Origin of the sequence: Methylobacillus caricis, from assembly GCF_020532705.1 — a bacterium.
GTDB lineage: Bacteria > Pseudomonadota > Gammaproteobacteria > Burkholderiales > Methylophilaceae > Methylobacillus > Methylobacillus caricis.
Genome location: NZ_JAJAVD010000001.1, coordinates 18,891 through 43,305, shown reverse-complemented (window position 1 = coordinate 43,305; position 24,415 = coordinate 18,891). Strand labels below are relative to the sequence as shown.

General features: G+C 55.6%; 18 protein-coding genes. 15 read left to right on the top strand and 3 right to left on the bottom strand.

Features of this window, described 5'->3' with window-relative positions; genetic code table 11:
* Positions 1-60 precede the first annotated feature (60 nt).
* Positions 61-1,497 carry an aminotransferase-like domain-containing protein gene (locus LG200_RS00265; protein ID WP_226755604.1) on the top strand — a complete coding sequence of 479 codons (1,437 nt, stop codon included), beginning with the start codon at positions 61-63 and terminating at the stop codon, positions 1,495-1,497.
* Between the two features lie 48 nt (positions 1,498-1,545).
* On the opposite strand, the gene LG200_RS00260 is transcribed toward LG200_RS00265, so the two are convergent.
* Together LG200_RS00260 and LG200_RS00255 are read right to left on the bottom strand one after the other, a co-directional pair.
* Entirely contained in the window at positions 1,546-1,737 is a 192-nt protein-coding gene (locus tag LG200_RS00260; RefSeq protein ID WP_226755603.1) for a YbdD/YjiX family protein, read from the bottom strand.
* Positions 1,737-3,806, bottom strand: a complete 2,070-nt coding sequence (locus LG200_RS00255; RefSeq protein WP_226755602.1) for a carbon starvation CstA family protein — start codon at positions 3,804-3,806, stop codon at positions 1,737-1,739. Before LG200_RS00255 ends, LG200_RS00260 begins: the two co-directional genes overlap by 1 nt.
* 164 nt (positions 3,807-3,970) lie before the next feature.
* On the opposite strand from LG200_RS00255, the gene LG200_RS00250 reads away from it, so the two are divergent.
* The 14 genes from LG200_RS00250 (at position 3,971) to LG200_RS00185 (ending at position 23,672) form a co-directional block, all read left to right on the top strand.
* Positions 3,971-4,279 carry a hypothetical protein gene (locus LG200_RS00250; RefSeq protein ID WP_226755601.1) on the top strand — a complete coding sequence of 103 codons (309 nt, stop codon included), beginning with the start codon at positions 3,971-3,973 and terminating at the stop codon, positions 4,277-4,279.
* Between the two features lie 80 nt (positions 4,280-4,359).
* Positions 4,360-6,213, top strand: coding sequence for an ABC transporter transmembrane domain-containing protein (locus LG200_RS00245; RefSeq protein ID WP_226757261.1), 1,854 nt, complete (start codon positions 4,360-4,362; stop codon positions 6,211-6,213).
* Between the two features lie 161 nt (positions 6,214-6,374).
* Positions 6,375-6,938 (top strand): ANTAR domain-containing response regulator, encoded by a 564-nt coding sequence (locus tag LG200_RS00240; protein WP_319004517.1) that lies wholly within the window; start codon positions 6,375-6,377, stop codon positions 6,936-6,938.
* A gap of 168 nt (positions 6,939-7,106) precedes the next feature.
* Entirely contained in the window at positions 7,107-8,399 is a 1,293-nt protein-coding gene (locus LG200_RS00235; protein ID WP_226755599.1) for a CmpA/NrtA family ABC transporter substrate-binding protein, read from the top strand.
* A 76-nt stretch (positions 8,400-8,475) separates the two neighbouring features.
* Complete coding sequence (gene ntrB / locus LG200_RS00230) at positions 8,476-9,366, top strand: nitrate ABC transporter permease (protein ID WP_226755598.1); 891 nt, start codon at positions 8,476-8,478, stop codon at positions 9,364-9,366.
* A gap of 9 nt (positions 9,367-9,375) precedes the next feature.
* Positions 9,376-10,182 (top strand): ABC transporter ATP-binding protein, encoded by an 807-nt coding sequence (locus tag LG200_RS00225; protein ID WP_226755597.1) that lies wholly within the window; start codon positions 9,376-9,378, stop codon positions 10,180-10,182.
* A gap of 93 nt (positions 10,183-10,275) precedes the next feature.
* The gene (locus tag LG200_RS00220) at positions 10,276-11,694 is read left to right on the top strand and encodes an alginate export family protein (protein WP_226755596.1); all 1,419 of its coding nucleotides are present in this window, start codon (positions 10,276-10,278) and stop codon (positions 11,692-11,694) included.
* A 77-nt stretch (positions 11,695-11,771) separates the two neighbouring features.
* Entirely contained in the window at positions 11,772-12,524 is a 753-nt protein-coding gene (gene cobA / locus LG200_RS00215) for a uroporphyrinogen-III C-methyltransferase (RefSeq protein ID WP_226755595.1), read from the top strand.
* A 166-nt stretch (positions 12,525-12,690) separates the two neighbouring features.
* Positions 12,691-13,902 carry a nitrate/nitrite transporter gene (locus LG200_RS00210; RefSeq protein WP_226755594.1) on the top strand — a complete coding sequence of 404 codons (1,212 nt, stop codon included), beginning with the start codon at positions 12,691-12,693 and terminating at the stop codon, positions 13,900-13,902.
* An 8-nt stretch (positions 13,903-13,910) separates the two neighbouring features.
* A complete protein-coding gene (locus tag LG200_RS00205) occupies positions 13,911-15,605 on the top strand; it encodes a bifunctional protein-serine/threonine kinase/phosphatase (protein WP_226755593.1) in 1,695 nt (564 codons plus the stop codon).
* A 487-nt stretch (positions 15,606-16,092) separates the two neighbouring features.
* Positions 16,093-18,657, top strand: coding sequence for a nitrite reductase large subunit NirB (nirB, locus tag LG200_RS00200; protein WP_226755592.1), 2,565 nt, complete (start codon positions 16,093-16,095; stop codon positions 18,655-18,657).
* Positions 18,658-18,673: 16 nt separating this feature from the next.
* Entirely contained in the window at positions 18,674-19,075 is a 402-nt protein-coding gene (gene nirD, locus LG200_RS00195; RefSeq protein ID WP_226755591.1) for a nitrite reductase small subunit NirD, read from the top strand.
* A 19-nt stretch (positions 19,076-19,094) separates the two neighbouring features.
* Complete coding sequence (locus tag LG200_RS00190) at positions 19,095-23,270, top strand: sulfite reductase subunit alpha (protein WP_226755590.1); 4,176 nt, start codon at positions 19,095-19,097, stop codon at positions 23,268-23,270.
* A gap of 114 nt (positions 23,271-23,384) precedes the next feature.
* Positions 23,385-23,672 (top strand): hypothetical protein, encoded by a 288-nt coding sequence (locus tag LG200_RS00185; protein ID WP_226755589.1) that lies wholly within the window; start codon positions 23,385-23,387, stop codon positions 23,670-23,672.
* A 49-nt stretch (positions 23,673-23,721) separates the two neighbouring features.
* Here the strand turns inward: LG200_RS00185 and radC are convergent, their stop codons facing one another.
* Positions 23,722-24,396 carry a RadC family protein gene (gene radC / locus LG200_RS00180; protein ID WP_226755588.1) on the bottom strand — a complete coding sequence of 225 codons (675 nt, stop codon included), beginning with the start codon at positions 24,394-24,396 and terminating at the stop codon, positions 23,722-23,724.
* Positions 24,397-24,415: the final 19 nt, after the last annotated feature.

The window sequence follows — 24,415 nt, the reverse complement described above, 5'->3', positions numbered from 1 at the left end:
ATGGCGGCTGGAGTACAATGGCATTCGTTCAGAACAAGTGATTGCGATTGCCCGGCCACCATGAAGCTTTACGTCTCGTTTGCTGCACGCATCCGTGCGATGATAGATGAAGGCGTATTGCGCCCTGGCGATAAAATCTTTTCCGTACGCCAGGCCAGCCAGAAATATTCGCTCAGCATCAGCACTGTATTGCGCGCCTATCTGCTGCTGGAACAAGAAGGCGTCATCAGCAGCCACCCGCAATCCGGTTACTACGTAACCCCCAGGAAGCGGTTGCAGAAACGCGGATCCCCGCTGGCCAAGGATATCAATCTATCCGAGGTAGATGCCAGCAACCTGGTGCTCACCACGCTGAAATCCATACGCGAGTTTGGTACTGTACCTCTGGGCTCGCCCTTCCCTGATCCGCAGCTGTTCCCACTCAAGAAAATCCACCAATATGAAAAAGCCCTGACCGGCGATGAAGGCGAATGGGGCGTCCTGAGCGACTTGCCGCCGGGTAATGAAATGCTGCGCCAGCAGATTGCCAGGCGCTACCTGGAAAACGGCATGGACATCTCGCCCGATGATATCGTGATCACCCATGGCGCCACTGAGGCCATCACGCTCTGCCTGCAGGCAGTAGCAAAAGCTGGCGACACCATTGCACTGGAAGCCCCGGGCTACTATGCGCTGGCGCATACTGTGGAGCGGCTGGGGATGAAAGTCGCCGAACTGCGCACCGATCCGCACTCAGGCATTGATCTCGATGCATTGCGCGCCACCGCCGATAACGTTCGCATTGCCGCGGTGATTCTCACCACCAATTTCCAGAATCCTCTGGGTTTTGTGATGCCGGACGAGAAAAAACAGGCATTGGTGAAGTTCCTGGCGGAACAGAAAATTCCGCTGATAGAAGATGACGTCTATCAGGAGCTGTATTTCTGCGAAAAAGCGCCAAAACCAGCCAAGGCTTTCGATCAGTACGGCCTGGTACTACATTGCTCTTCTTTTTCCAAATCCCTGGCACCAGGCTACCGTGTAGGCTGGACCGTCGCCGGACGCTATCGCGAGGTAGTGGAAAGATTGATGTTCCTCAATAGTCTTTCCCTACCTTCCGCTCCCCAGATCGCCATTGCCAAGTTCATGCAGCGTGACAGCTATGAGCAACACCTCAAACAGTTGCGCCACACCTTGCGTTCGCAATATATATTGATCCGCAACGTGATAGAGGAAAGCTTTCCACCAGGCACCATTCTCTCGATACCCAGGGGCGGCTATGTGATCTGGATACAGTTGCCGCAAGGAATAGATGCGCTGAAGCTTTACCGACAAGCCATTGATAATGGAATCACCGTGGCACCGGGCACCATATTTTCGCGTAAAAAAGACTTAACAAACTTTATACGCCTCAACTTCAGCCATTTATGGACACTCGCCATTGAACAAGCCGTACGCGACGTAGGTGCGATGGTCGTGAAGCTGTGTGACGAATCACGCGAAGGAGGAGTGATATAAAAGGATTAATCCCTGTATTCCCCTGCACAAGTTCAGCAGTTCAACATATCAGCAGCACCGCTTGACCCCATTCCATTTTTCCTCCTGCCAGGCCCGAAAGAACTCCTCGCGCGACAATGGTGGCTCGGCATGCCCATGACGTACATACAAACCCAGATAACGCTCATAGGCATCGTCGCCCGACAGCGTACGCAATAGCTGCCAGGCTCGTCCCAGGAGTTTTCTGATCTGGCGAACCATTAGTCGCGCACCCATGCCTGGTCAAGCTGGGTGGTGGTATGCAGCGCCTCGGTGCTGGGAAGTACCGGCTTGCCAGCCAGATAACGATAACTCACCCGCAGCATATCCAGTATCACTATCCATAGCACTGCCACAAAAAATAATGTCAGCCATGCATCCAATTGCTGATTGAATATGAGCTGCGGCGCCACTGCAGCTTTTTCCGGCGACAGCAAGCCAGCCGCCAGCTTATCCGCCATGTCATTGGCCGCAGCGATAAAACCTACCCGCACATCGGGACTGGTGATCTTTTCCCAGGCCGCCGTGGTGGTAATCAGCACCAGCCAGGCCAATGGCACAGCAGTCACCCATGCATGCCTGAGGCGCCCGGACTTGATGAGGATGCCGGTAGCCACCGACAGCGCAATGGCCGCGAGCATCTGGTTGGAAATACCGAATAGCGGCCAGAGGATATTGACTCCCCCATTGGGGTCTATCACCCCGATATAAAGGAAATAACCCCAGCCTGCCACCACAATGGCACTGGTCAGCAACACGGAGGGATACCAGGAAGTCTGCCCCAGCTTGGGCCAGAAATTCCCCAGCATATCCTGCAACATGAAGCGCCCCACGCGGGTACCCGCATCCAGCGTGGTCAGGATGAAGATCGCCTCGAACATGATGGCAAAGTGATACCACAATGCCAGCATGCTCTGGCCGAATGCACTGCCAAAGATGCTGGCCATGCCGACTGCCAGTGACGGCGCACCACCCGTACGGGCAAACAACGTGGATTCGCCCATGTCTCGCGCCAATATCTCCATCTGTTCCACTGTGACGGGGAATCCCCAGGCAGAAATAGTAGCCACCGCATCGGCAGCCTCTTTGCCCACCACTCCTGCCGGGCTGTTGATCGCAAAGAATATACCGGGCTCAAGTACCGTTGCAGCAATCATCGCCATAATCGCCACAAATGATTCCAGCAACATTGCACCATAACCTATCATGCGGATATCACCTTCATTGGCCAATAACTTGGGCGAGGTGCCGGAAGCAATCAGCGCATGGAAACCGGAAATGGCACCGCACGCGATGGTGATGAAGACAAACGGGAACAGCGTGCCGCCAAAGATCGGGCCGGTGCCGTCGATAAACTGGGTCAGCGCAGGCATCTTGACTTCAGGCTGCAGGAAAATAATAGCAAGCGCCAGAAGGGAGATCGTCCCCAGTTTCATAAAGGTGGAAAGATAATCGCGAGGTGCCAGCAATAACCAGACCGGCAGGATGGCTGCGGCAAACCCATAGGCAATCACCCACCATGCCAGTGTCAGGCCTTCATGATCAAAAATCACGCGCAGGCTGGCATGATGGTCTATCCAGCCACCGCCAAACACTGAGAGCAATAACAGGATCACCCCCAGCACCGAAGCCTCCAGCACACGACCAGGGCGGAAGTGACGCATATAAAGACCGACAATCATCGCAATCGGAATGGTAGCCGCCACGGTCGAAGTCGCCCAGGGGCTGTGCTTCATGGCATTGACAACCACCAGGCCCAGCACCGCAATCAGAATCACCATGATGGTAAACGTGCCGATCAGGGCTGCCGCACCGCCTATCGGGCCTAGTTCGTCCCGCGCCATCTGGCCCAGGCTACGGCCATCGCGACGGGTAGACAGGAACAGGGTGACCATGTCCTGCACAGCCCCGCCCAGCACGGCCCCGACCAATATCCACAAAGTGCCTGGCAGGTAACCGAATTGCGCTGCCAGCGTAGGCCCGACCAGCGGCCCAGGGCCTGCAATGGCGGCAAAATGATGCCCGAATACCACCCATTTATTGGTGGGCACATAATCCCTGCCATTATCCAGCCGCTCAGCTGGTGTCGCCCGGCTGGGGTCCACCACCAGCACTTTGGCTGCGATCCAGGCTGCATAAAAACGATAGGCAATGGCAAAAACGCAGACAGCTGCAGCAATGAACCATAATGCATTGATGCTTTCACCACGATGAAGCGCAATACCGCCAACGGCACCAGCTCCAATCAACGCAATCGACAACCAGACCAGATAACTCAAGGTTTTATTCATTTTGGATTTATGATGACAAATCAGGAATGTCCGCAAGTATAAAACTAAAGTGAATGGTATGCTTTAATTGACCAATTTCTGGCATCGGAACAATTATTGCTAGATACTCCGGTGCAATAGCTCTATTTGCATACAGACCAAATCAAAAATAGTGAGAGATAAGCATGAAATTAACCTGTTTAAGTTTGCTGGCCTGCTTGGCAGTCGCATTGCCAGCCTGGGCTGATCCCGCCGAGGGCAAGAGTATAGAAACCACTACTGCCGATGGCGACAAGATCCTGCTGCACCCGAATGGCAAATGGGAATATATCGATACGGTCAAAAAGGCCGAGGCAGAAAAAGTAGCCAAACAATATCCTGAAAACCAGGGTTGCCCACGCGGCACCCAGGGCGGTGTGTTTGGCATTGGCCGCTGCATACCGCCGGGCGACAAGGACTTCAACCGTGGTTCCATCAGTGGCAAGGGCCGATAAATTAATCCCTTGTGACTAAACTTTGTTTTGATCCGCTTGCCAAAGCTGGATCGAAGCAAAGTCCAGAAACCGAGGTTGCCCTGCAAGCCCCACCTTCCCCGCCAAAACGCCTGTTATTACTGAGCGAGCTTTGGCCGTTGCTGCGCCCTTACCGCTGGCAGATCCTGCTGGCCTTCGTACTGCTCAGCCTGGCATCTGCCACCCTGCTGTTGGTGCCCCTGGCATTTCGCGACCTCATAGACTTTGGTTTCGGCCAGCCTGCAGCAGAAAAAACAGGGACACTGACGACTAGCACCAATCTGAACAGCCACTTTCTCATCCTGTTCGGCCTGGCCGGGTTCTGGGCACTCATGGTTGCCAGCCGCTATTACACTGTTTCCTGGGTAGGTGAGCGTGTCACTGCGGATATGCGCAGCGCAGTTTATCAGCGGGTGCTTACTCAATCCCCGCAGTTCTTTGAAACCCTGCAAACCGGCGAGGTGCTTTCGCGCCTGACCGGGGATACCACTTTAATCCAGACGGTAGTTGGCAGCTCTGCATCCATGGGCTTGCGCAGCCTGTTCCAGTTCACAGGCGGCATGGTGATGCTGGCTATCACCAGCTTTTACCTGTTCTCGCTCAATCTGGGATTGATGCTGCTGTTGATCCTGCCCATCATGCTGATTGGCCGTTCGGTCAAACGACTTTCGCGTGAATCCCAGGATAGAATCGCCGACAGCTCGGCCATGGCAGGTGAAATCCTCAATGCCATGCCCACCGTGCAATCCTATACCCAGGAACATCGAGAGATTGCACGTTTCCGCCAGAGCATAGACATCAGCTTCAGCACAGCCATCCGTCGGGTACGCGTACGCGCCGCGATGACGGCTGTAATCATTGCCGCCATTAGCGGCGCGATTATTTTTGTACTCTGGATAGGGGCACGCCAAGTTGGCAGCGGTGAAATGACCGGTGGGCAACTCGCCTCCTTCATTCTCTATGCCGTCATGGTGGCAGGCAGCGTCAGCACCATGGCCGAAGTGTGGGGCGACATCATGCGCGCAGCAGGCGCCACAGAGCGCTTGCTGGAACTTTTACACGCAGAATCTGCCATCAATGAGCCAGAACATCCCCTGACCCCAACTCCGCAGGAACAGGCGTCCATCAGTTTCGAGGAAGTAAGCTTTTACTATCCTTCCAGGCCTTTGCAGCCTTCAATTGATCATATTTCCCTATTGATCCCGGCAGGTGAAACCGTCGCATTGGTGGGCCCGTCGGGCGCGGGCAAAACTACCCTGTTCCAACTCCTGCTGCGCTTTTATGACATCAGCCTCGGCCATATCCGCATCAACGACCAGGACATCCGCGAGCTCAGCCTGCAGCAACTGCGGAGCATGATTGCCATTGTGCCGCAGGACCCGGTGATTTTCTCGGCCAATGCCATGGAGAACATCCGCTACGGGAGACCCTATGCCACTGATGCAGAAGTGAAGATGGCTGCCAGGTCAGCGCTGGCGGATGAGTTTATTGAAAAGCTGCCACAAGGTTATGACACTTTCCTCGGGGAGCGAGGCACCCGGATTTCAGGCGGGCAGCGCCAACGCATTGCCATTGCCCGCGCCATCCTCAAGAATGCCCCCATTCTATTGCTGGATGAAGCCACCAGCGCGCTGGATGCAGAGTCCGAAATCCTGGTGCAACAAGGCCTCAATACTGCCATGCAGGGCCGCACTACCCTGATCATTGCCCACCGCCTTGCCACCGTGCAAAGCGCCGATCGTATTATCGTCATGGAAGAAGGCCGCATCGTCGAGATTGGCAGTCCAGCCGAGCTGCGCCACCAAGGGGGCCTCTATACCCGTTTGGCCAACCTGCAATTTTCCATGGAGCCTGCCCACGATAAAACATCCATCCCTGCACTCAAAACTGACATCGTCACAACAAACGCTCATTAATGGTGCATCACTGAGTTTATATTTCTGATAGCTTTCCCTATTCCCCATTTCTTATCCCCTTTGAACAGTAAAGGTTTCTTCAATACTTTAATTTTTTGGCACATCTATTGCTTATCAGATGGCAAGTTAAGCATCAATTTGAGTCAGCAATGCTCCGGGTCATGCTAGTCGATAATCACTTGGAGCGTACAGCTCCGCTGAAGCAGTCTCTCACCGAGGCTGGATATGAGGTAATTGCACATCTTAACGATACGGTGAATCTTGACGATGCCGTCAAGCGGCTGCAACCCGACCTGGTGATTATCGATATAGATTCACCCAGCCGGGATACCCTGGAACACCTGATTGTGATGAACCAGAGCGCGCCACGCCCTATCGTGATGTTTACCCACGATGGCGATACTGAAAAGATTCGGGCGGCAACACGGGCTGGCGTCAGTGCCTATGTGGTTGGTGGCATCAGCAATGAGCGCCTGAAACCAGTGATGGATGCTGCGATTGCCAGGTTTGAAGAGTTCAAGGCATTGCGGGCTGAACTGGACAGCGCAAACACCAAGCTCAGCGAACGCAAGGTGGTTGAAAAAGCCAAGGGCATACTCATGAAACAGCGCGGCATCACCGAAGATGAAGCCTATAGCATGTTACGCAATATGGCGATGAAACAGAATATACGGTTGGCCACACTGGCCGAACAAGTAATACAGGCAGCAAAATTGCTGTTGTAATCATTGAATACCACGCGGCTTTCCAATGGCGGAAAATCGCATGAAATAGAAATGAAAGGCCAATGTTGGCCCACCGGACAAAGGCGTCCTTGCTTGATGAGATCGATCTCGTCAGCAGGACGCCTTTTTTATTGCATGAAAAATTGATTATCCATTTGGGGAAACACGATGAGCATTGAAGCAAAAAGCCACTCCGGCAGCACCCAGGACACCAATGCAGTCAACACCAAGCGCCGCAATTTTTTCCGCGCCAGCGCCAGCGTCATGTGGGCATCCACCATGCTGGGCATCGTACCGGAGAAAATCAGCAACAGCGCCTGGGCTGCAGGAACAGATGCGCCCGAGATCACCGAGGTCAAGATCGGCTTCATCCCGCTGACTGACTGTGCTCCTATCGTGGTGGCAGCCCAGATGGGCTTCGACAAGAAATATGGCATCAAAATCACGCCTTCCAAGGAAGCTTCCTGGGCTGGCGTACGCGACAAAGTGGTCAATGGCGAGCTGCATGCAGCCCATATCCTCTACGGCATGGTGTATGGCGTACAGATGGGGGTTGGCGGCCAGCAGAAGGACATGGCGGTGCTAATGACGCTGAATAATAATGGCCAGGGCATCACATTAGCCAACCAGCTCAAGGACAAGGGCGTCACCAGCGGTCCTGCCTTGAAACGCTTGCTGGACAATGAAAATCGCGATTTCACCTTTGCCCAGACCTTTCCCACCGGCACTCATGCCATGTGGCTGTATTACTGGCTGGCTACTTACGGCATTCACCCGTTCAAGGACGCAAAAACCATCGTCGTGCCTCCCCCGCAAATGGTGGCTAACATGCGTATCGGCAACATGGACGGCTACTGTGTAGGCGAACCATGGAATGCCCGCGCTATTTACGACAAGGTCGGCTTCACCGCCGCCACTAGCCAGGATATCTGGGCTGATCATCCGGAAAAGGTGCTGGGTACCACCGCCGAGTTTGTCGCCAAGTACCCGAATACCGCCCTGGCCATGACGAAGGCGATTCTGGAAGCCTGCCGCTACATTGACGCCACCGCCAACCGTTCGGCTGTTGCCAAGCTGATTGCTGGCAAGGCCTATGTCAATGCGCCGGAAGAAGTCATCGAAGGCCGCTTCCTCGGCCATTACGACAATGGTATCGGCAAGAAGTGGGAAGACCCCAACTACATGAAGTTTTTCAACGATGGCAAGGTGACCTTCCCTTACCTCTCGGACGGCATGTGGTTCCTCACTCAGCACAAGCGCTGGGGCATGCTGAAGACCGATCCGGATTACCTGGCGATTGCCAAGAAGGTCAACCGTATCGACATTTACACCGAAGCCGCCAAGGCCATGGGCATTTCGGTACCGAGTGACCCCATGCGCAGCAGCAAGCTGATAGACGGCGTAGTGTGGGACGGCAAGGACCCGAAAGCCTATGCCAACGGCTTCAAGATCAAGGCCTGATTGATCAGCGGCGGCCCAGGGCTCAGCAGCCCGCTCATGGCCGCCATCCAAGAGCTGCGATGCGGGGTGAATCATTATGAGTGCAATCGGTATCAGCAAGGAAGACATCAAGACCATCATGAACAGTGAACAAACCACCGCCCAACCAGGCGCCGCTCCCAAACTGGTTACGGCAGCCCGTCCTAGCGCAGTGGCGTTAAAAACACGTATATTTTTCCAGTGGCTGCTGCCACCAATGTTCGGCTTGCTGTTGCTGGGCGCCATCTGGACACTGATATCGCACCAGTCGCCCAACTTGCCTGGTCCGGTATCCACCTGGCACTCGGCGGTAGAGCTGTTCAGCGATCCGTTTTACAACAACAGTCCCAACGACCAAGGCATAGGCTGGAATATCGCCGCTTCACTTGAGCGCGTGGGGATGGGATTTGGACTGGCAGCACTGATCGGCATTCCGCTGGGATTCATCATCGGCCGCTTCCAGTTCATGTCACGCATGGCCGCGCCCATCATCGGCCTTCTGCGCCCGGTATCGCCCTTGGCCTGGCTGCCAATAGGCCTATTGGTATTCAAGGCTGCTGATCCTGCCGCCATCTGGGTGATTTTCATCTCCGCCATTTGGCCCATGATCATCAATACTGCCGTCGGTGTGAGCAAGGTACCCCAGGATTACATGAACGTGGCCAAAGTGCTCAACCTGTCCGAATGGAAAATCGTCACCAAAATACTGTTTCCCTTCGTATTGCCCTACATGATGACCGGCGTACGCCTATCCATCGGTGTCGCCTGGCTGGTGATCGTGGCGGCCGAAATGCTGACCGGCGGTGTCGGCATTGGGTTCTGGGTCTGGGATGAGTGGAACAACCTGAATGTGGAACACATCATCATCGCCATCTTCGTAGTCGGCATTGTCGGCCTGCTGCTGGAACTTGCACTCACCTCACTCGCCCGCCAATTCAGCTACGAATAAGGACCCATCATGGAAAAAATCCTGCAAGAAAAGTATGTCCAGCTGGAAAACGTGAACATGACCTTCTTCACTAAAAAGGGTACGTTTGAAGCGCTGAAAAATGTGAACTTCAGCATCCAAGAAGGCGAATTCATCTCCATTATCGGCCACTCCGGCTGCGGCAAATCCACCGTGCTCAACCTGATCGCAGGCCTCTTGCAACCAACCAGCGGTAACCTGTTCTGTGCCGGCCGAGAAATTGCCGGGCCTGGTCCCGAGCGCGCCGTGGTGTTCCAGAACCATTCGCTGCTGCCATGGCTCACCTGCAGTGAAAACGTCTACTTGGCGGTCGAGCGTGTCTTCAGCGCCAGCGAAACCAAGATCCAGCTGAAAAAGCGTACGCAGGCTGCCATAGAGCTGGTCGGCCTGGCCCATGCCGCCGACAAGCGGCCCAACGAAATATCCGGCGGCATGAAGCAGCGTGTGGGCATCGCCCGTGCATTGGCGATGGAACCCAAGGTACTGCTGCTGGATGAACCATTTGGCGCGCTGGATGCCTTGACCCGCGCTCATTTGCAGGACGAATTGATGGCGATCATGGCCAAGTCCGGCTGCACTGCCGTCATGGTAACGCACGATGTGGACGAAGCTGTGTTGCTGTCAGACCGCATTGTCATGATGACCAACGGCCCAGCCGCAACCATTGGTGAAATGCTGGATGTAGAACTGGCACGCCCTCGCGAGCGGTTGGAGCTGGCAGAAGACAGCCACTATAACCATCTGCGTAGCGAAGTGCTGAAGTTTTTGTATGAACGGCATGCCAGAAAGGCGGCTTGAGCAAAACGGTTGATTTAGCAGGAAAAGGTGGCCCGTCGGTCAGGACGGGCCGGTACAACACGTTACCCCTCATCAGAAAAAAAGGAGCAACACATGCAAAGTAATTCGAGATTCACCCTGCGTCAAGTCTGTTGCAGCAGCCTGCTCGGGCTGGCTATCGCCTCCATCTCCATGGCTCATGCAGAAGAGGCATTGCCCGAATACACCTTCATGGATGCCATCAAAGCCGGGAAGAACCTCACCAGCTTCCGCCTGCGTTATGAAAACGTGGAACAGGATGGCAATGCACCAACCGGCCGGCCGCTGGAAGATGCCAACGGCCTCACCCTGCGCAGCCTGGTCGGCTGGCAGACCGCGCCTTTTCACAACTTCAGCTTTACCGGCCAGATCATTGATGTCAGCAAGTTCCAGGACAATTTCAATGACAGCACCAACGGCAGCCTGATCAACAGTGTTTCCAACCAGCCGGACAGACTGGATTATGCCAAGATCGTGGATCCGGACTACACCGGGATCAACCAGTTGTTTGTGGACTGGACCGGCATCAAGAACAATCGCCTGCGTCTGGGCCGTCAGCAGATCAACCTCGACAATGTGCGCTTTATCGGCGATATCGCGTTCCGCCAGGTCATGCAGGTATTTGATGGCGTCACCCTGCTCAACAAATCATTGCCGGACACGGAAATCTACTTGGGGCACATTGAGCGCGTACAGCAAATCACTACCAAACTACGCTCTGATGGCGCACTGGAAATCGTCAACGCCAAATACCGTATTTCACCGACCGAATCCCTCGTGGGCTATGGTTATTTGTCCAGCTTTGACGACCTGGGGTATGGCCGGGCCTGGTTTGGTAACGCCGCCGCTGATGGCGGCATTGCAGCAGGCAAGAACGGCAACCTTAACCAGGATGCCGACCAGGGCAACAAGATTCTGGGCGTGCGCCTGGATGGCGTGCATCCTTTCACGCCCGACTGGAAAGGCCTTTACACCGCCGAATACGCCAAGCAGACAGATTACCGGGGAGGCGATTCGCGCATTGATGCACACTACTACAAACTGGGCGGTGGCGCGTCTTACGGCAACCTCTCCCTGCGGGCAGACCAGGAATTGCTTTCAAGCAACAACGGCCAGTATGCCTTCCAGACGCCGTTTGGCACCAACCACCTGTTCCAGGGCTGGGTGGACAAGTTCCTGACCACACCGGTGGAAGGCCTCAAGGACACCTTTGTGACTGCGACCTACAAATGGGGTGACTTCCTGTTCTTTGCCGACTACCACGTACTCAAGTCGGATGAGAGCTTCAATGCGGTTGGTGGAGGGCTTGGCGACAAGTATGGCAAGGAATGGAATGCCGCCGTGACCTACAACGTTAACCCTCACCTGATGACCAAGCTGGAATACGGCAAGTTTACCGAAAGCGATCATTACACCTTGCTGCCAGGCAGTAACGCAGCAGGCCGTATCCGCGACACGGAAAAGGTCTGGTTAACCTTGCTGTACACATTCTGATCATACATTCCCAGGAGCTCAAACCATGCAATACAGCATTCTCACCTCGCTCACATTGACAGAAATGGCAGCCTGACATGGCCGGAAAAGTATATTTGATAGGGGCAGGTCCTGGCGACCCCGACCTGATTACACTCAAAGCCGCCAAGGCCTTGCAGACGGCAGATGTAATATTGCTGGATGATCTTGTTAGCCGCGATATCCTGCAACATGCACCGCAAGCCCGGGCGATTGAAGTGGGCAAACGTGGCGGATGCAAGTCTACGCCGCAACACTTCATCAACCGCATGATGATTGCACTGGCCGAACAAGGCCAGACCGTGATCCGTCTCAAGGGTGGCGATCCATTCCTGTTTGGCCGCGGAGGCGAGGAAATGCTGGAGCTGCGTAGCGCTGGCATCGAGGTGGAAGTCATTCCCGGCGTCACCAGCGGTATTGCCGTACCCGCTGCGATCGGCATCCCGGTAACGCACCGCGCCTATGCACATGGCGTGAGCTTTGTCACTGGCCACCTGCAGGATGGTGAAAGCGGACAGAACTGGAAAGCCCTGGCGGAAAGCGGCACTACCCTGGTGATATATATGGGCATGAAGCATTTATCCGCCATCACGCGAGAACTCCTGGCAACCGGCATGTCTCCCGACACGCCGGCTGCTGCCATCCAGAATGGCTCGCTTCCCCAACAGCAGCATGTCACCAGCACATTGTCATTACTGACTACGGCAGTACAACAAGCTGGCATGGGCAGTCCGGCCATCATTGTCATCGGCGATGTGGTGCGCCTGGCTCATGGCCAGAGTCTTTTGCGATCAGTCTCGATCGCAGCGTAAGTTAAGAATTGGAAAAGATCATGAAAAAACTCATCGCTATCAAGATCATGGCCCCATGGGCCAAGCATATACAGTAACCCAATGAACGCGAGGCCATCACGGCGCAATGATTCGCACGGGCCGCTGTCGGCCCACGCCATCAAAATCACTTATCCAGGGATATATCATGCAAAAAAGCTTCTGGCAGGCAGGCCACAAACCAACGCTGTTCTCTGCCTTTCTTTACTTCGATCTCAGCTTCATGGTCTGGGTACTGCTCGGTCCGCTGGCGGTGCAGATCGCTGGCGACCTGCACCTCACTTCTGCCCAAAAGGGCATGATGGTGGCCACCCCGGTGCTGACCGGTGCCCTGCTGCGCTTGGTCATGGGTGTACTGGTTGACCAGATCCAGCCGAAAAAAGCCGGGCTGATCGGCCAACTGGTCGTGCTGGCAGCCCTGGCGGTCGCCTGGCTCAATGGCATCCACTCCTATCAGCAGGCCTTGCTGCTGGGCGTATTTCTCGGCTTTGCCGGGGCTTCATTCGCAGTGGCATTGCCGCTGGCTTCACGCTGGTATCCGCCTGAACATCAAGGCACAGCACTCGGAATTGCCGGTGCAGGCAATTCCGGCACGGCACTGGCGGCCCTGTTTGCGCCTGGACTGGCACTGGCCTTTGGCTGGAACAATGTATTCGGCCTGGCACTAATCCCGCTTGGCGTGGCTCTGGTCGTTTATGTACTATTCGCCAAGGATGCGCCCAACCCACCAGCTGGCAAGTCATTGAGCCAATATCTGGCCGTATTGCAAGACAAGGATGCCTGGTGGTTCATGTTCTTTTACAGCGTCACCTTCGGCGGCTTCGTCGGCCTGGCCTCCTCGCTCACCATCTATTTCAATGACCAGTACGGCCTGGATCCTGTGCACGCAGGATATTTCACCGCTGCCTGCGTCTTTGCCGGATCATTCGTGCGGCCGATAGGCGGCAACCTGGCCGACCGCATCGGCGGTATCCGCACGCTCAGCATCATGTATGTCCTGGCGGCATCGTTCCTGTTCATCCTCAGCTTCGGCCTCAGCCAGCAACTGGCAGGCCTGGCCATTGTGGTCTTCGCGATGATCTCGCTGGGCATGGGCAATGGAGCAGTCTTTCAACTGGTGCCGCAACGCTTCCGCAAGGAAATCGGTGTCATGACCGGCCTGATCGGCATGGCGGGCGGTATCGGCGGCTTCTACCTTGCTTCCAGCATGGGCTACTCCAAGCAAGTCACAGGCAATTACCAGGTCGGCCTGGTGATGTTTGCCGGCCTGGCTGTGATTGCCTTGATCGGCCTTACCCTGGTCAAGAAGCGCTGGCGCACTACCTGGGGTTCCGCCGCCATCACCAGTGCACGCATTTAGGAAGCAGCATGGCCCTGGAATTCACCACTGGCTCAAGCTCGGTCACCGGGCAGCGTGAACGCAACGAGGATTTTGCGGGTATCGTCACGCCGACCGGAGGCACGCTCAAGCTCAAAGGCGCGATTTTCGCCGTGGCCGATGGCGTGAGTGGCAATGCCGGCGGGCGCGAAGCCGCAGAGATGACAGTGCGCAGCCTGTTGACCGACTACTATGCCACGCCAGATACCTGGGAAATCCCTGCAGCGCTGGACAAAGTACTCAATGCCGCCAACCGCTGGGTGCTGGCGCAGGGCATGCAGCATCGTGAAATGGCAGGCATGGCCACCACGCTCACCCTACTGGTGCTGCGTGGCCAGCGTTATTACTCAGCCCACGTCGGGGACAGCAGGCTGTATCGCCTGCGTGCGGGCCAGCTGGAATGCCTCACTACCGATCATGTCTGGGATAGGCCCGATATGCGCCATGTTCTCAAGCGCGCCATCGGGCTTGACCAGCAACTGACTGTGGATTACGCAGATGGACAATTACAGGCAGGTGACCGCTATGCATTGATGAGTGATGGTGTCTGGTCTGCATTGACAGATGCCAGGATGCAGCAGTTGATGCAACAATATGCCCCACCGCAGGCCCTGGCCGACATGCTCACGCGCGAAGCCCTGCAGGCGGGCGGCAGCGACAATGCCAGCGCCGTTATTGTGCATGTGGAAAGTATTGGTGAGGACACACTGACTGACTTCCTCGCTGAAAGCCGCCAGCTCCGGCCACCAGCCAAGCTCAGGGTTGGGGATACGGTAGACCAGTTCGAGGTCATGGAAATCCTGCATCAATCCCGTGCCAGCCTGGTGTACAAAGTGCGCCACACCCAAAGCCAGCAGTTATGGGTATTGAAAACCCTGCAACCACTGCTGGCAGACGATGCCCCGAGCTGCTCGGCCCTGCTCAATGAAGAGTGGCTTGCCAAACGCATCACCTCGCAATACCTGCCACAGGTGCTGCCGCTGGATGCAGACAAGCGCGGCTACCTCTATTACGTCATGAGCTGGCATGAAGGCGCCACACTGCAACAACGCCTGCAGCACGGCCACCATTTCACCACCGCCGGCATTGCCCGCATCGGCCAGGAAATGCTGCGCGGACTCGGGGCCTTGCACCGGATGCATGTGCTGCATCGTGATATCAAGCCTGCCAACCTGCATATGGGCAAGGATGGACATTTGCGCATCCTCGACCTGGGAGTAGCCTCCAGCGGGCACATCCCAAGCCAGGAATCGATGCCAAACCCAGGCACCCCAAGCTTCATGGCGCCAGAGCTGTTTGAGCATGCCGAAGCCAGCGTCCAGAGCGACCTCTACGCCGCAGGCGTCACGCTCTATCACCTGCTCACGCGTAAATATCCTTATGGCGAAATCGAACCATTCCAGCATCCCCGCTTTGGCGAACCGGTGCCACCCACACGTTACCGTCCCGATATTCCGGGATGGCTGGAAAACATCATCCTTAAGGCAATAGCGCGTAACCCGGCATCACGCTTTGAGACCGCGGAAGAAATGCTGCTGGCGCTGGAGCTGGGTGAAACCCGCCCCATCCTGCCCATGCAGCGCACACCATTACTTTCCCGTGCTGGACTGCATCAGTGGCAATGGCTGGCAGTATGTTCCCTGCTGATCAACCTAGTATTGATTTACTTGTTGTTCATTTCCTGAATGGTTCGCCAGACAATTTTTAGGGCGCTTGAGTATCTTAAAAATCACTGCAAAGCATCTGCCGAATGCCATAAGACCTGCACAACATTGAGTACATTTCTTACTATTGCACTAACTTTGCGCATCAGAACCTTTTTGGTGCAACAAGACATTGCCTGCATCCACATGCACCACTCTGCAACAACGCCAGGATTATCTGCCTCGGCTGAAAATGCCTTGCAAAGACCCATGAACGGAAAATCCATAAAATTGGTACGGACATTGCTTTATAAGAATTGAACCTCGTCCTGTAGCGGCGGGCAGATTTTTTAACATGGGGGTTTTCCCGACTGGAAATCCTCTTGTGGACAACGGCGTCCATTGTTTGTTTAGCACTGCCAAGGGCAGTGGCTGGGCAAGTGATGGGCGCCGTTTTGCGTTTATGGCTTACGAACTGAAAACATGACCGTCCTGGGACATGGCTTTCAATTGCATGGGAAACACGAAGATGAATGAACACACTCGCATACTGGTAGTTGGCAACGGCATGGTTGGACACTACTTTGTCCAGGAACTGGTCAAGCGCCACCCTGACCTGGCCGCCGCCAAGCTGGAAGTAACGGTGCTGGGCGAAGAGCCCCGCCCGGCCTATGACCGTGTGCACCTCTCCAGCTTCTTCTCCGGCAGCACCGCAGAAGATCTATCACTGGTAGAGCCAGGCTTTTATGACAAACCCGGCCTGACATTGCGCCTCAATGCCAGGGCCAGCAGCATAGACCGTATCAAGCATACAGTGACGCTCAGCGACGGCACCAGCCTGCCCTATGACAAATTGGTTCTGGCCACAGGCTCCGTGCCCTTCGTCCCCGGTGTGATTGGGCGTGACCGTGAAAATTGTTTTGTTTACCGCACCATTGAGGATTTGGAAGCCATGACGGCCGCAGGCATCCAGGCCAAAAGCGGCGTGGTGGTCGGCGGCGGGCTACTGGGCCTGGAATGCGCCAAAGCTTTGCGCGACATGGGCTTGGACACCCATGTGGTGGAATTTGCCCCACGCCTGATGGCGGTGCAGGTGGATGAAGCAGGCGGTCAGGTTTTGCGCAGCAAAATCGAGAGCCTGGGCGTGCATGTGCACACCAGCCGCAATACCACCGCCATTGTCGACGGTGCCACCGCACGCCACCGCATGGTGTTCTTCGACGAAACCTGGCTGGAAACCGATATGATCGTCTTTTCCGCCGGCATCCGCCCGCGCGACGAACTGGCGCGCGAATCCGGCCTGGCGATAGGTGCACGTGGCGGCATCGCCATTGATGATTTCTCTCGTTCCAGCGACCACGATATTTATGCGATTGGTGAATGTGCCAGCTGGAATGACGAGATGTTCGGCCTGGTTGCCCCTGGCTATGACATGGCCCGCATTGCATGCGCCCATCTGTTCGATGACCACTCCACCACCTTCCAAGGCGCGGACATGAGCACCAAGCTCAAGCTCATGGGCGTGGATGTGGCCAGCGTGGGGGATGCCCATGGCAAGACGCACGGCTGCCGCAGCTTTCATTATCTCGATGAGCTGCGCCAGATATACAAGAAGATTGTCGTCAGCGAAGACGGCAAGACTCTGCTGGGTGCGGTGCTGATCGGCAATGCCGATGAATTCGGCACATTGCAGCAAATGGCGCTCAATGCCATGCCGCTGCCGGAAAATCCCGAATTCCTGATCCTGCCGGCCAGCGACGGCAAGGAAAAACCCGGACTGGGCGTGGATGCCCTGCCCGACAGCGCCGTGCTGTGCTCCTGCAATAATGTCAGCAAGGGTGCGATAGGCGAAGCTGTCGCCGCCGGGGCCTGCAGCATAGGCGAGATCAAGGCCTGCACTAAGGCAGGCACTGCCTGCGGTGGCTGCGTGCCCTTGGTAACGCAGGTAATGAAGGCCGAGATGCGCAAGCACGGCATGGCCGTCAACAATCACTTGTGCGAGCACTTCCCCTACTCACGACAGGAGCTTTACCACATCGTACGCGTCGAGCAGATCAGGACATTCGATGAATTATTGGCCAAGCACGGCAAGGGCCTGGGTTGCGACATCTGCAAACCCACGGCCGCCAGCGTGCTGGCTTCCTGCTGGAACGACTTTATCCTCAAGAAGGACCTGGCCTCGCTGCAGGATTCCAACGACTATTTCCTCGGCAATATCCAGAAGGACGGCAGCTATTCGGTCGTGCCGCGCATGCCCGGCGGCGAGGTCACGCCCGATGGCCTAATCGCCATCGGCAATATCGCCAAGAAATACGGCCTCTATACCAAGGTGACCGGCGGCGCGCGCGTGGACATGTTCGGCGCCCGCGTGGAGCAGTTGCCCAATATCTGGGAAGAATTGATCGCCGCCGGCTTTGAATCCGGCCATGCCTACGGCAAGTCGCTACGCACGGTGAAAAGCTGCGTGGGCTCGACCTGGTGCCGCTATGGCGTGGACGATAGCGTGGGCTTGGCGGTAGAGCTGGAGAACCGCTATAAGGGCCTGCGTGCGCCGCACAAGATCAAGTTCGGCGTTTCGGGTTGCACGCGCGAATGCGCCGAGGCTCAGGGCAAGGATGTTGGTGTCATCGCCACCGAGAATGGCTGGAATCTCTATGTATGCGGCAATGGCGGCATGAAGCCACGCCATGCGGAACTGCTGGCGAGCGACCTCAGCAAGGAAGACCTGATCCGCATGATAGACCGCTTCCTGATGTTCTATATCCGCACTGCCGACCGCCTGCAACGCACCAGCACCTGGCGCGACAACCTGGAAGGCGGACTGGATTACCTCAAGGACGTGGTCATCAATGACTATTTGGATCTGGGTGCAGAACTGGAAGCGCAAATGCAGCATGTCGTGGACAACTATCAGGACGAATGGAAAACCGCCGTGACCGATCCTGAAGTCCGCAAGCGTTTCCGCAGCTTCGTCAACAGCATGACAGGCGATACCAACATCATGTTTGTGAAAGAGCGCGAGCAGATGCGTCCCGCCACGCCGGAAGAAAAGCAGCAGGCAAAAACCATCCCAATCCTGGCACTAGTCGAGTAACAAACGGAGTAGAACCATGAATCAATTACAACAAACCGCAACCTCACCGACTGCAGGCAACCCACCCATGTCCGTGCCCGCAGAGCAAGCAGGCACCTGGCAGGCTGTCTGCTCGCTGGAGGACATCTGGCCCAATACTGGCGTATGCGCCCTGATAAATGGGCGACAAATTGCGATTTTCCGCATGAAGAGCGATGTGTTATATGCCATCGATAACCATGACCCACACAGCGGTGCCAACGTACTTTCGCGCGGCATTGTTGGCGACCTTGGCGGCGAGCCGGTGGTGGCATCGCCCATCTACAAGCACCACTACCAGCTACGCACCGGTGAGTGCGTGGAAGATGCAAGCACACAGTTGAATACCTATCCGGTGCAGTTGCGTGACGGCATGGTGTGGGTAAAAACCACAGCGTAGCCAGCATCCGGTGACCGCCATGACAAAAGTGAAATCAGTCTGCCCCTACTGCGGAGTTGGGTGTGGCATTGTCATGGAAGTCCAGGACAACCGCGTAATCAAAGTGACTGGGGACAAGGAACACCCCACCAATTTTGGCCGCCTGTGCACAAAGGGCAATACCTGCACCCAGGCATTGGCCAACTCTGGGAGGCTGGAGCATGCCTATATGCGCCATCAACGTCATGAAGAACCAGGCCGTACCGGCATTGATATCGCAATCAAGGAGTCTGCCCGCCGCCTGCGCGCCATCATAGACGAGCATGGCCCCGATGCCGTGGCGCTCTATGTCTCGGGGCAGATGTCGATCGAGTCGCAATACCTCGCCAACAAACTGATCAAGGGCTACATCGGCAGCAATAATATCGAATCCAACTCCAGGCTGTGCATGGCAAGCGCTGGAAGTGGGTACAAACTTTCATTGGGTGCCGATGGTCCGCCTGGTTCTTATCAGGACTTCGACCAAGCCGACCTGTTCTTCGTCATCGGCGCCAATATGGCGGACTGCCATCCTATCCTGTTCCTGCGCTTGATGGACAGGGTCAAGGCTGGCGCCAAGCTAATTGTGGTCGACCCACGCCGCAATACCACCGCAGACAAAGCCCATCTGTTCATGCAGATCAGGCCAGGCACCGATATGGCATTGCTCAATGGTCTTTTGCATTTGCTGCACAAGAATGGTCATACCGACCCTGACTTCATTGCCAGCTTCACCGAAGGCTGGAAAGTCATGCCGGAATTTCTGGAAGATTACACACCTGAGAAAGCGTCGGAGATCACGGGTATTGCGGAAGCCGATATTCGCCAGGCTGCTGAATGGATAGGCAATGCAAAAAACTGGATGAGCTGCTGGACCATGGGCCTGAACCAAAGCACTCACGGTACCTGGCACACCAATGCCCTCTGCAACCTGCACCTGGCCACGGGCACAATATGCCGCCCGGGCAGCGGACCGTTTTCGCTGACAGGCCAACCCAATGCCATGGGCGGCCGTGAAATGGGCTATATGGGGCCAGGCCTGCCTGGGCAACGCTCTGTGTTGGTTGAAGAGGACCGGGCATTCATCGAAAATCTATGGGGTATCCCGGCAGGTACATTGCATACCCGCTCAGCAGGCGGCACTGTCGCCATGTTCGAGCAAATGGCCGCTGGCAAGATCAAAGCGTGCTGGATCATCTGCACCAACCCGGTCGCCAGTGTTGCCAACCGCCAGAATGTCATTGCCGGGCTGCAAAAAGCCGAACTGGTCATCACCCAAGATGCCTTTCTCGATACCGAGACCAACCGCTACGCCGACATTCTATTGCCCGGTGCCTTATGGGCGGAGGCCGAAGGGGTCATGATCAACTCCGAACGTAACATGACACTGATGCAGCAAGCAGTGAGTCCACCCGGAGAAGCCATGGCAGACTGGGAGATCATCGCCCGGGTTGCCTGTGAAATGGGTTATGCGGATGGATTCAGCTATGCCTCGGCAGATGAAGTATTCAATGAAATCCGCCGTGCCTCGAACAGCAAGACTGGATACGATATCCGCGGCACCAGCCACGAGCGCCTGCGCGAAACCCCGCTGCAGTGGCCTTGCCCGCCCGAGAGTACCCAGGATCGTCATCCTATCCGCTATATCAATGACGGCATCAGCCAAAAGCACAAGGTCAATGCGGATGGCAGCAGTCCATTGATTGCCTTCGCCACGGAAAGCGGCAGGGGGATATTTTTTGCACGTCCCTATCTACCTCCTGCAGAAATGCCGGACCAGGACTTTCCTATCGTGCTCAATACCGGGCGCCTGCAGCATCAATGGCACACGATGACCAAGACCGGCAAGATCCCGACCCTGAACAAGCTCAATCCCGGCCCATTCATCGAGATCAACCCCGAGGATGCTGCCGCACTGGAGATTAAGGATAAGAACCGCGTGGAAATCCGCTCACGCCGAGGTCGTGCCATCCTGCCTGCCATCGTGACCGATCGCGTATTGCCGGGCAACTGTTTTGCGCCATTCCACTGGAATGATGTCTTTGGTGACGACCTGGCGATCAATGCCGTCACCAGCGATGCCATCGATCCTTTATCACAACAGCCCGAATTCAAGTTCAGCGCCGTTGCCCTTGCCAAAATCGAAGAGCAGGCAACGCCCACATCGACCAACAGTAAGCGCAACGACGCGCCTGCCAGCACCAGCATAAGTGCAAATGCAAACAATACGAAGGAAATTGCCATGAAGGATATTGATGCCCTGGCTCAATTGCTGGGCCTGAATGCCTCTCCCGACATCAAACTGGAACCGGAGGAACAACTCTACCTGCAAGGCTATATCACCGGCCTGCGCAGCGAATCCTCCCGCCAGAGTGGAGGTGTACCCACCATTCCAGGCACCGCGCCATTGCATCCGGAAAAGAGGACACTGGTTAACGGTATACTGGCCGGCCTGTTTGCCAGGACCTGGATTACACCATCCGGCGAACCCGGTCAGCAATCAACGGACGGCCAAAGTGCACCCAGCCCGAGCATCCATATTCTCTGGGCCTCCCAGACCGGCAATGCAGAAACCTTTGCAGGAGAATGTGTGGAACATTTGCAGGCAGCAGGCTGGCAAACCATGCTCAGCAGCATGGATGATGTAAAACCTGCCGATCTGGCAAAGGCATCCCATATGCTTTTGCTGGCCAGTACCTTTGGTGACGGCGACCCACCCGACAATGGTGGCCAATTCTGGTCTGCCCTGCAGGCTGAGGATGTGCCTGAATTATCCGCATTGCATTATGCAGTGCTGGCCTTTGGTGATTCCAACTATGACCAGTTCTGCGGCTTCGGACGCAACCTTGATGCGCGCTTGGCTGCGTTGGGCGCTACCCGGATTACCGAACGTGCAGACTGCGAACCGGAATATGCAGAAACAGCGCGCCCATGGCTAAACAAGGTAATCGCAGCACTCAGCAGCCAGAAGGCCACGGTCAAGCAAGCTGAACTAGTCTTGGCGGACGGTAACGATATTGATGACAAGGAAGCTACTGCTACAAAGGTCCCCGCAGGTTATACACGCCAGCATCCACTGCAATCCAGGCTTGTGGTCAATCAACGCCTGAATGCAGAGGGTTCGGACAAGGAAGTAAGACAGTTTGCATTCGACCTCAGCAACAGTAACTTCACCTATGAAGCAGGCGATGCACTCGGCGTCTGGCCCGTCAACAGCCCGGAACTAGTGGGAGAAATGCTGACAGCCCTGAATCTGTCCCCATCCACCAAGGTCCACGTTAAAGATCATGGCGAGATCACGCTGGTAGAAGCCTTGTCGCATCATTACGAAATCACCCGCATCACTCCAGAGCTACTGCAGTTCGTCAGCACTCAATCAGGAAGCCAAGAATTGTTGAGCCTGCTTGATGATGCGCATAAAGCCGAACTCAAGCAATGGCTTTGGGGCAAACAGATTATTGACCTGTTGCATGCCTACCCGGTCAAGAAGGTAGAAGCCAATGCATGGTTACCGGTATTGAAACGCTTACAGCCACGCCTTTACTCCATTTCATCCAGCCCCAGACATTCTCCAGATCAAGTCCACCTGACAGTCTCAGTTGTACGTTACGGCACCAAACAAGCACCTCGCGGTGGTGTTTGTTCCACCTTTCTTGCGGATCGTGCAGCCAACAGCGATGTCCCGATTTTCCTGCAGAAGTCCGCACATTTCCGTCCACCCAGACAGCCGGACACATCCTTGATCATGGTCGGCCCAGGCACGGGCATCGCGCCATTCCGCGCCTTCATGCAGGAGCGCCAGGCCACTGGGGCAACTGGCAAGAATTGGCTTTTCTTCGGCGAGCAGCATGCAGATACTGATTTTTACTACCGCGAAGAGCTGGAGGCCATGCAGCAGGCAGGTTACCTGCATCGCCTCGATACTGCATTCTCTCGGGATCAGCAAGAAAAAATCTATGTCCAGCACCGCATGCTGGAACAAGGGGCCGAACTGTGGCAATGGCTGGAACAGGGTGCATATTTCTGCGTATGCGGTGATGCAAGCCGGATGGCAAAAGATGTGGATGCTGCCCTCAAGCAGATCGTCCAAACGCATGGCAACATGAATGCAGAGGCTGCTGCCCAGTATGTCGCCAAGATGGCACAAGACAAACGTTATGTGCGGGATGTGTATTAAACCCCGCCTGATTCCACACGCGCCTCACAGGAACCATCCTTACAATATGCATGTCACTCTATGATAATGGCACAATTGCGCCTTATAAAAATCAGAACGTCTGGAGATCATGACATGAAACAGTTTGTTTTCGCTGCCATTCTAGGCAGTGTATTGGCATCGCCAGTTTGGGCCGACAATGTGGAAACCTCGCAACATGCCACTACAGTGGAAGGGGAACGCATCATCCTGAATGCAGATGGCAGCTGGAAGTATGCAGATGAACCGCGCCCAGCAGAAGCCGCTGCCGCTACTCGCAAGGATTGTCCGCCCGGATCGCAAGGTGGCTGGTTTGGCACCCGCTGCATTCCGCCTGGCGACAAGGACTTTAACCGCGGCTCACTCAGTGGCAAGGGCAGATAACAGCAGCATTTGGTCTTGGCAAACAGCTGCCATCAATCAATCCTGCTATTTACAGTAACCCACGCTCTGCAAACGATACCGTGACATTACCCGCCACGACAAAGTGGTCCAACACCCGCACGTCCATCAGTTCCAGTGCTTTCTTGAGCGCCATGGTCAATGCTTGGTCTGCCTGACTGGGTTCGGCCACGCCAGAAGGATGATTGTGGGCAAAAATGACAGCAGCCGCATTATGGTGCAGACTACGCTTCACCACCTCACGTGGATAGACGCTGGTCTGCGTCAGTGTGCCGGCAAACAGCTCCTCATAGGCCAGCACCCGGTTCTGCGCATCAAGAAACAATACAATAAACACCTCGCGCGGCAAGGCACCGATCTTGAGACTGAGATAATGCCTCACCTGCTGCGGAGAATTCAGCACATCCCGTACCTGCATTTCTTCAGCCAATGCACGGCGGCTCATCTCGAAGATCGCCTGCAACTGTACAAACTTGCTGGTGCCCATGCCGTGCACATCACAAATTTCCTGCAAGCTGGCAGCAAAAATACCGTTCAAGCTGGAAAATCGTCCAAGTAAGTCCCGAGCTAGGTCAACTGCACTTTTTCCAGCCACCCCAGTGCGCAGAAAAATTGCCAGCAACTCAGCGTCTGAAAGTGCAGCTGCGCCATTTGCCAGCAGTTTCTCCCGCGGTCTCTCCCCTTCTGGCCAATCAGTAATCGCCACAGTTCAGCCTTTCATATAA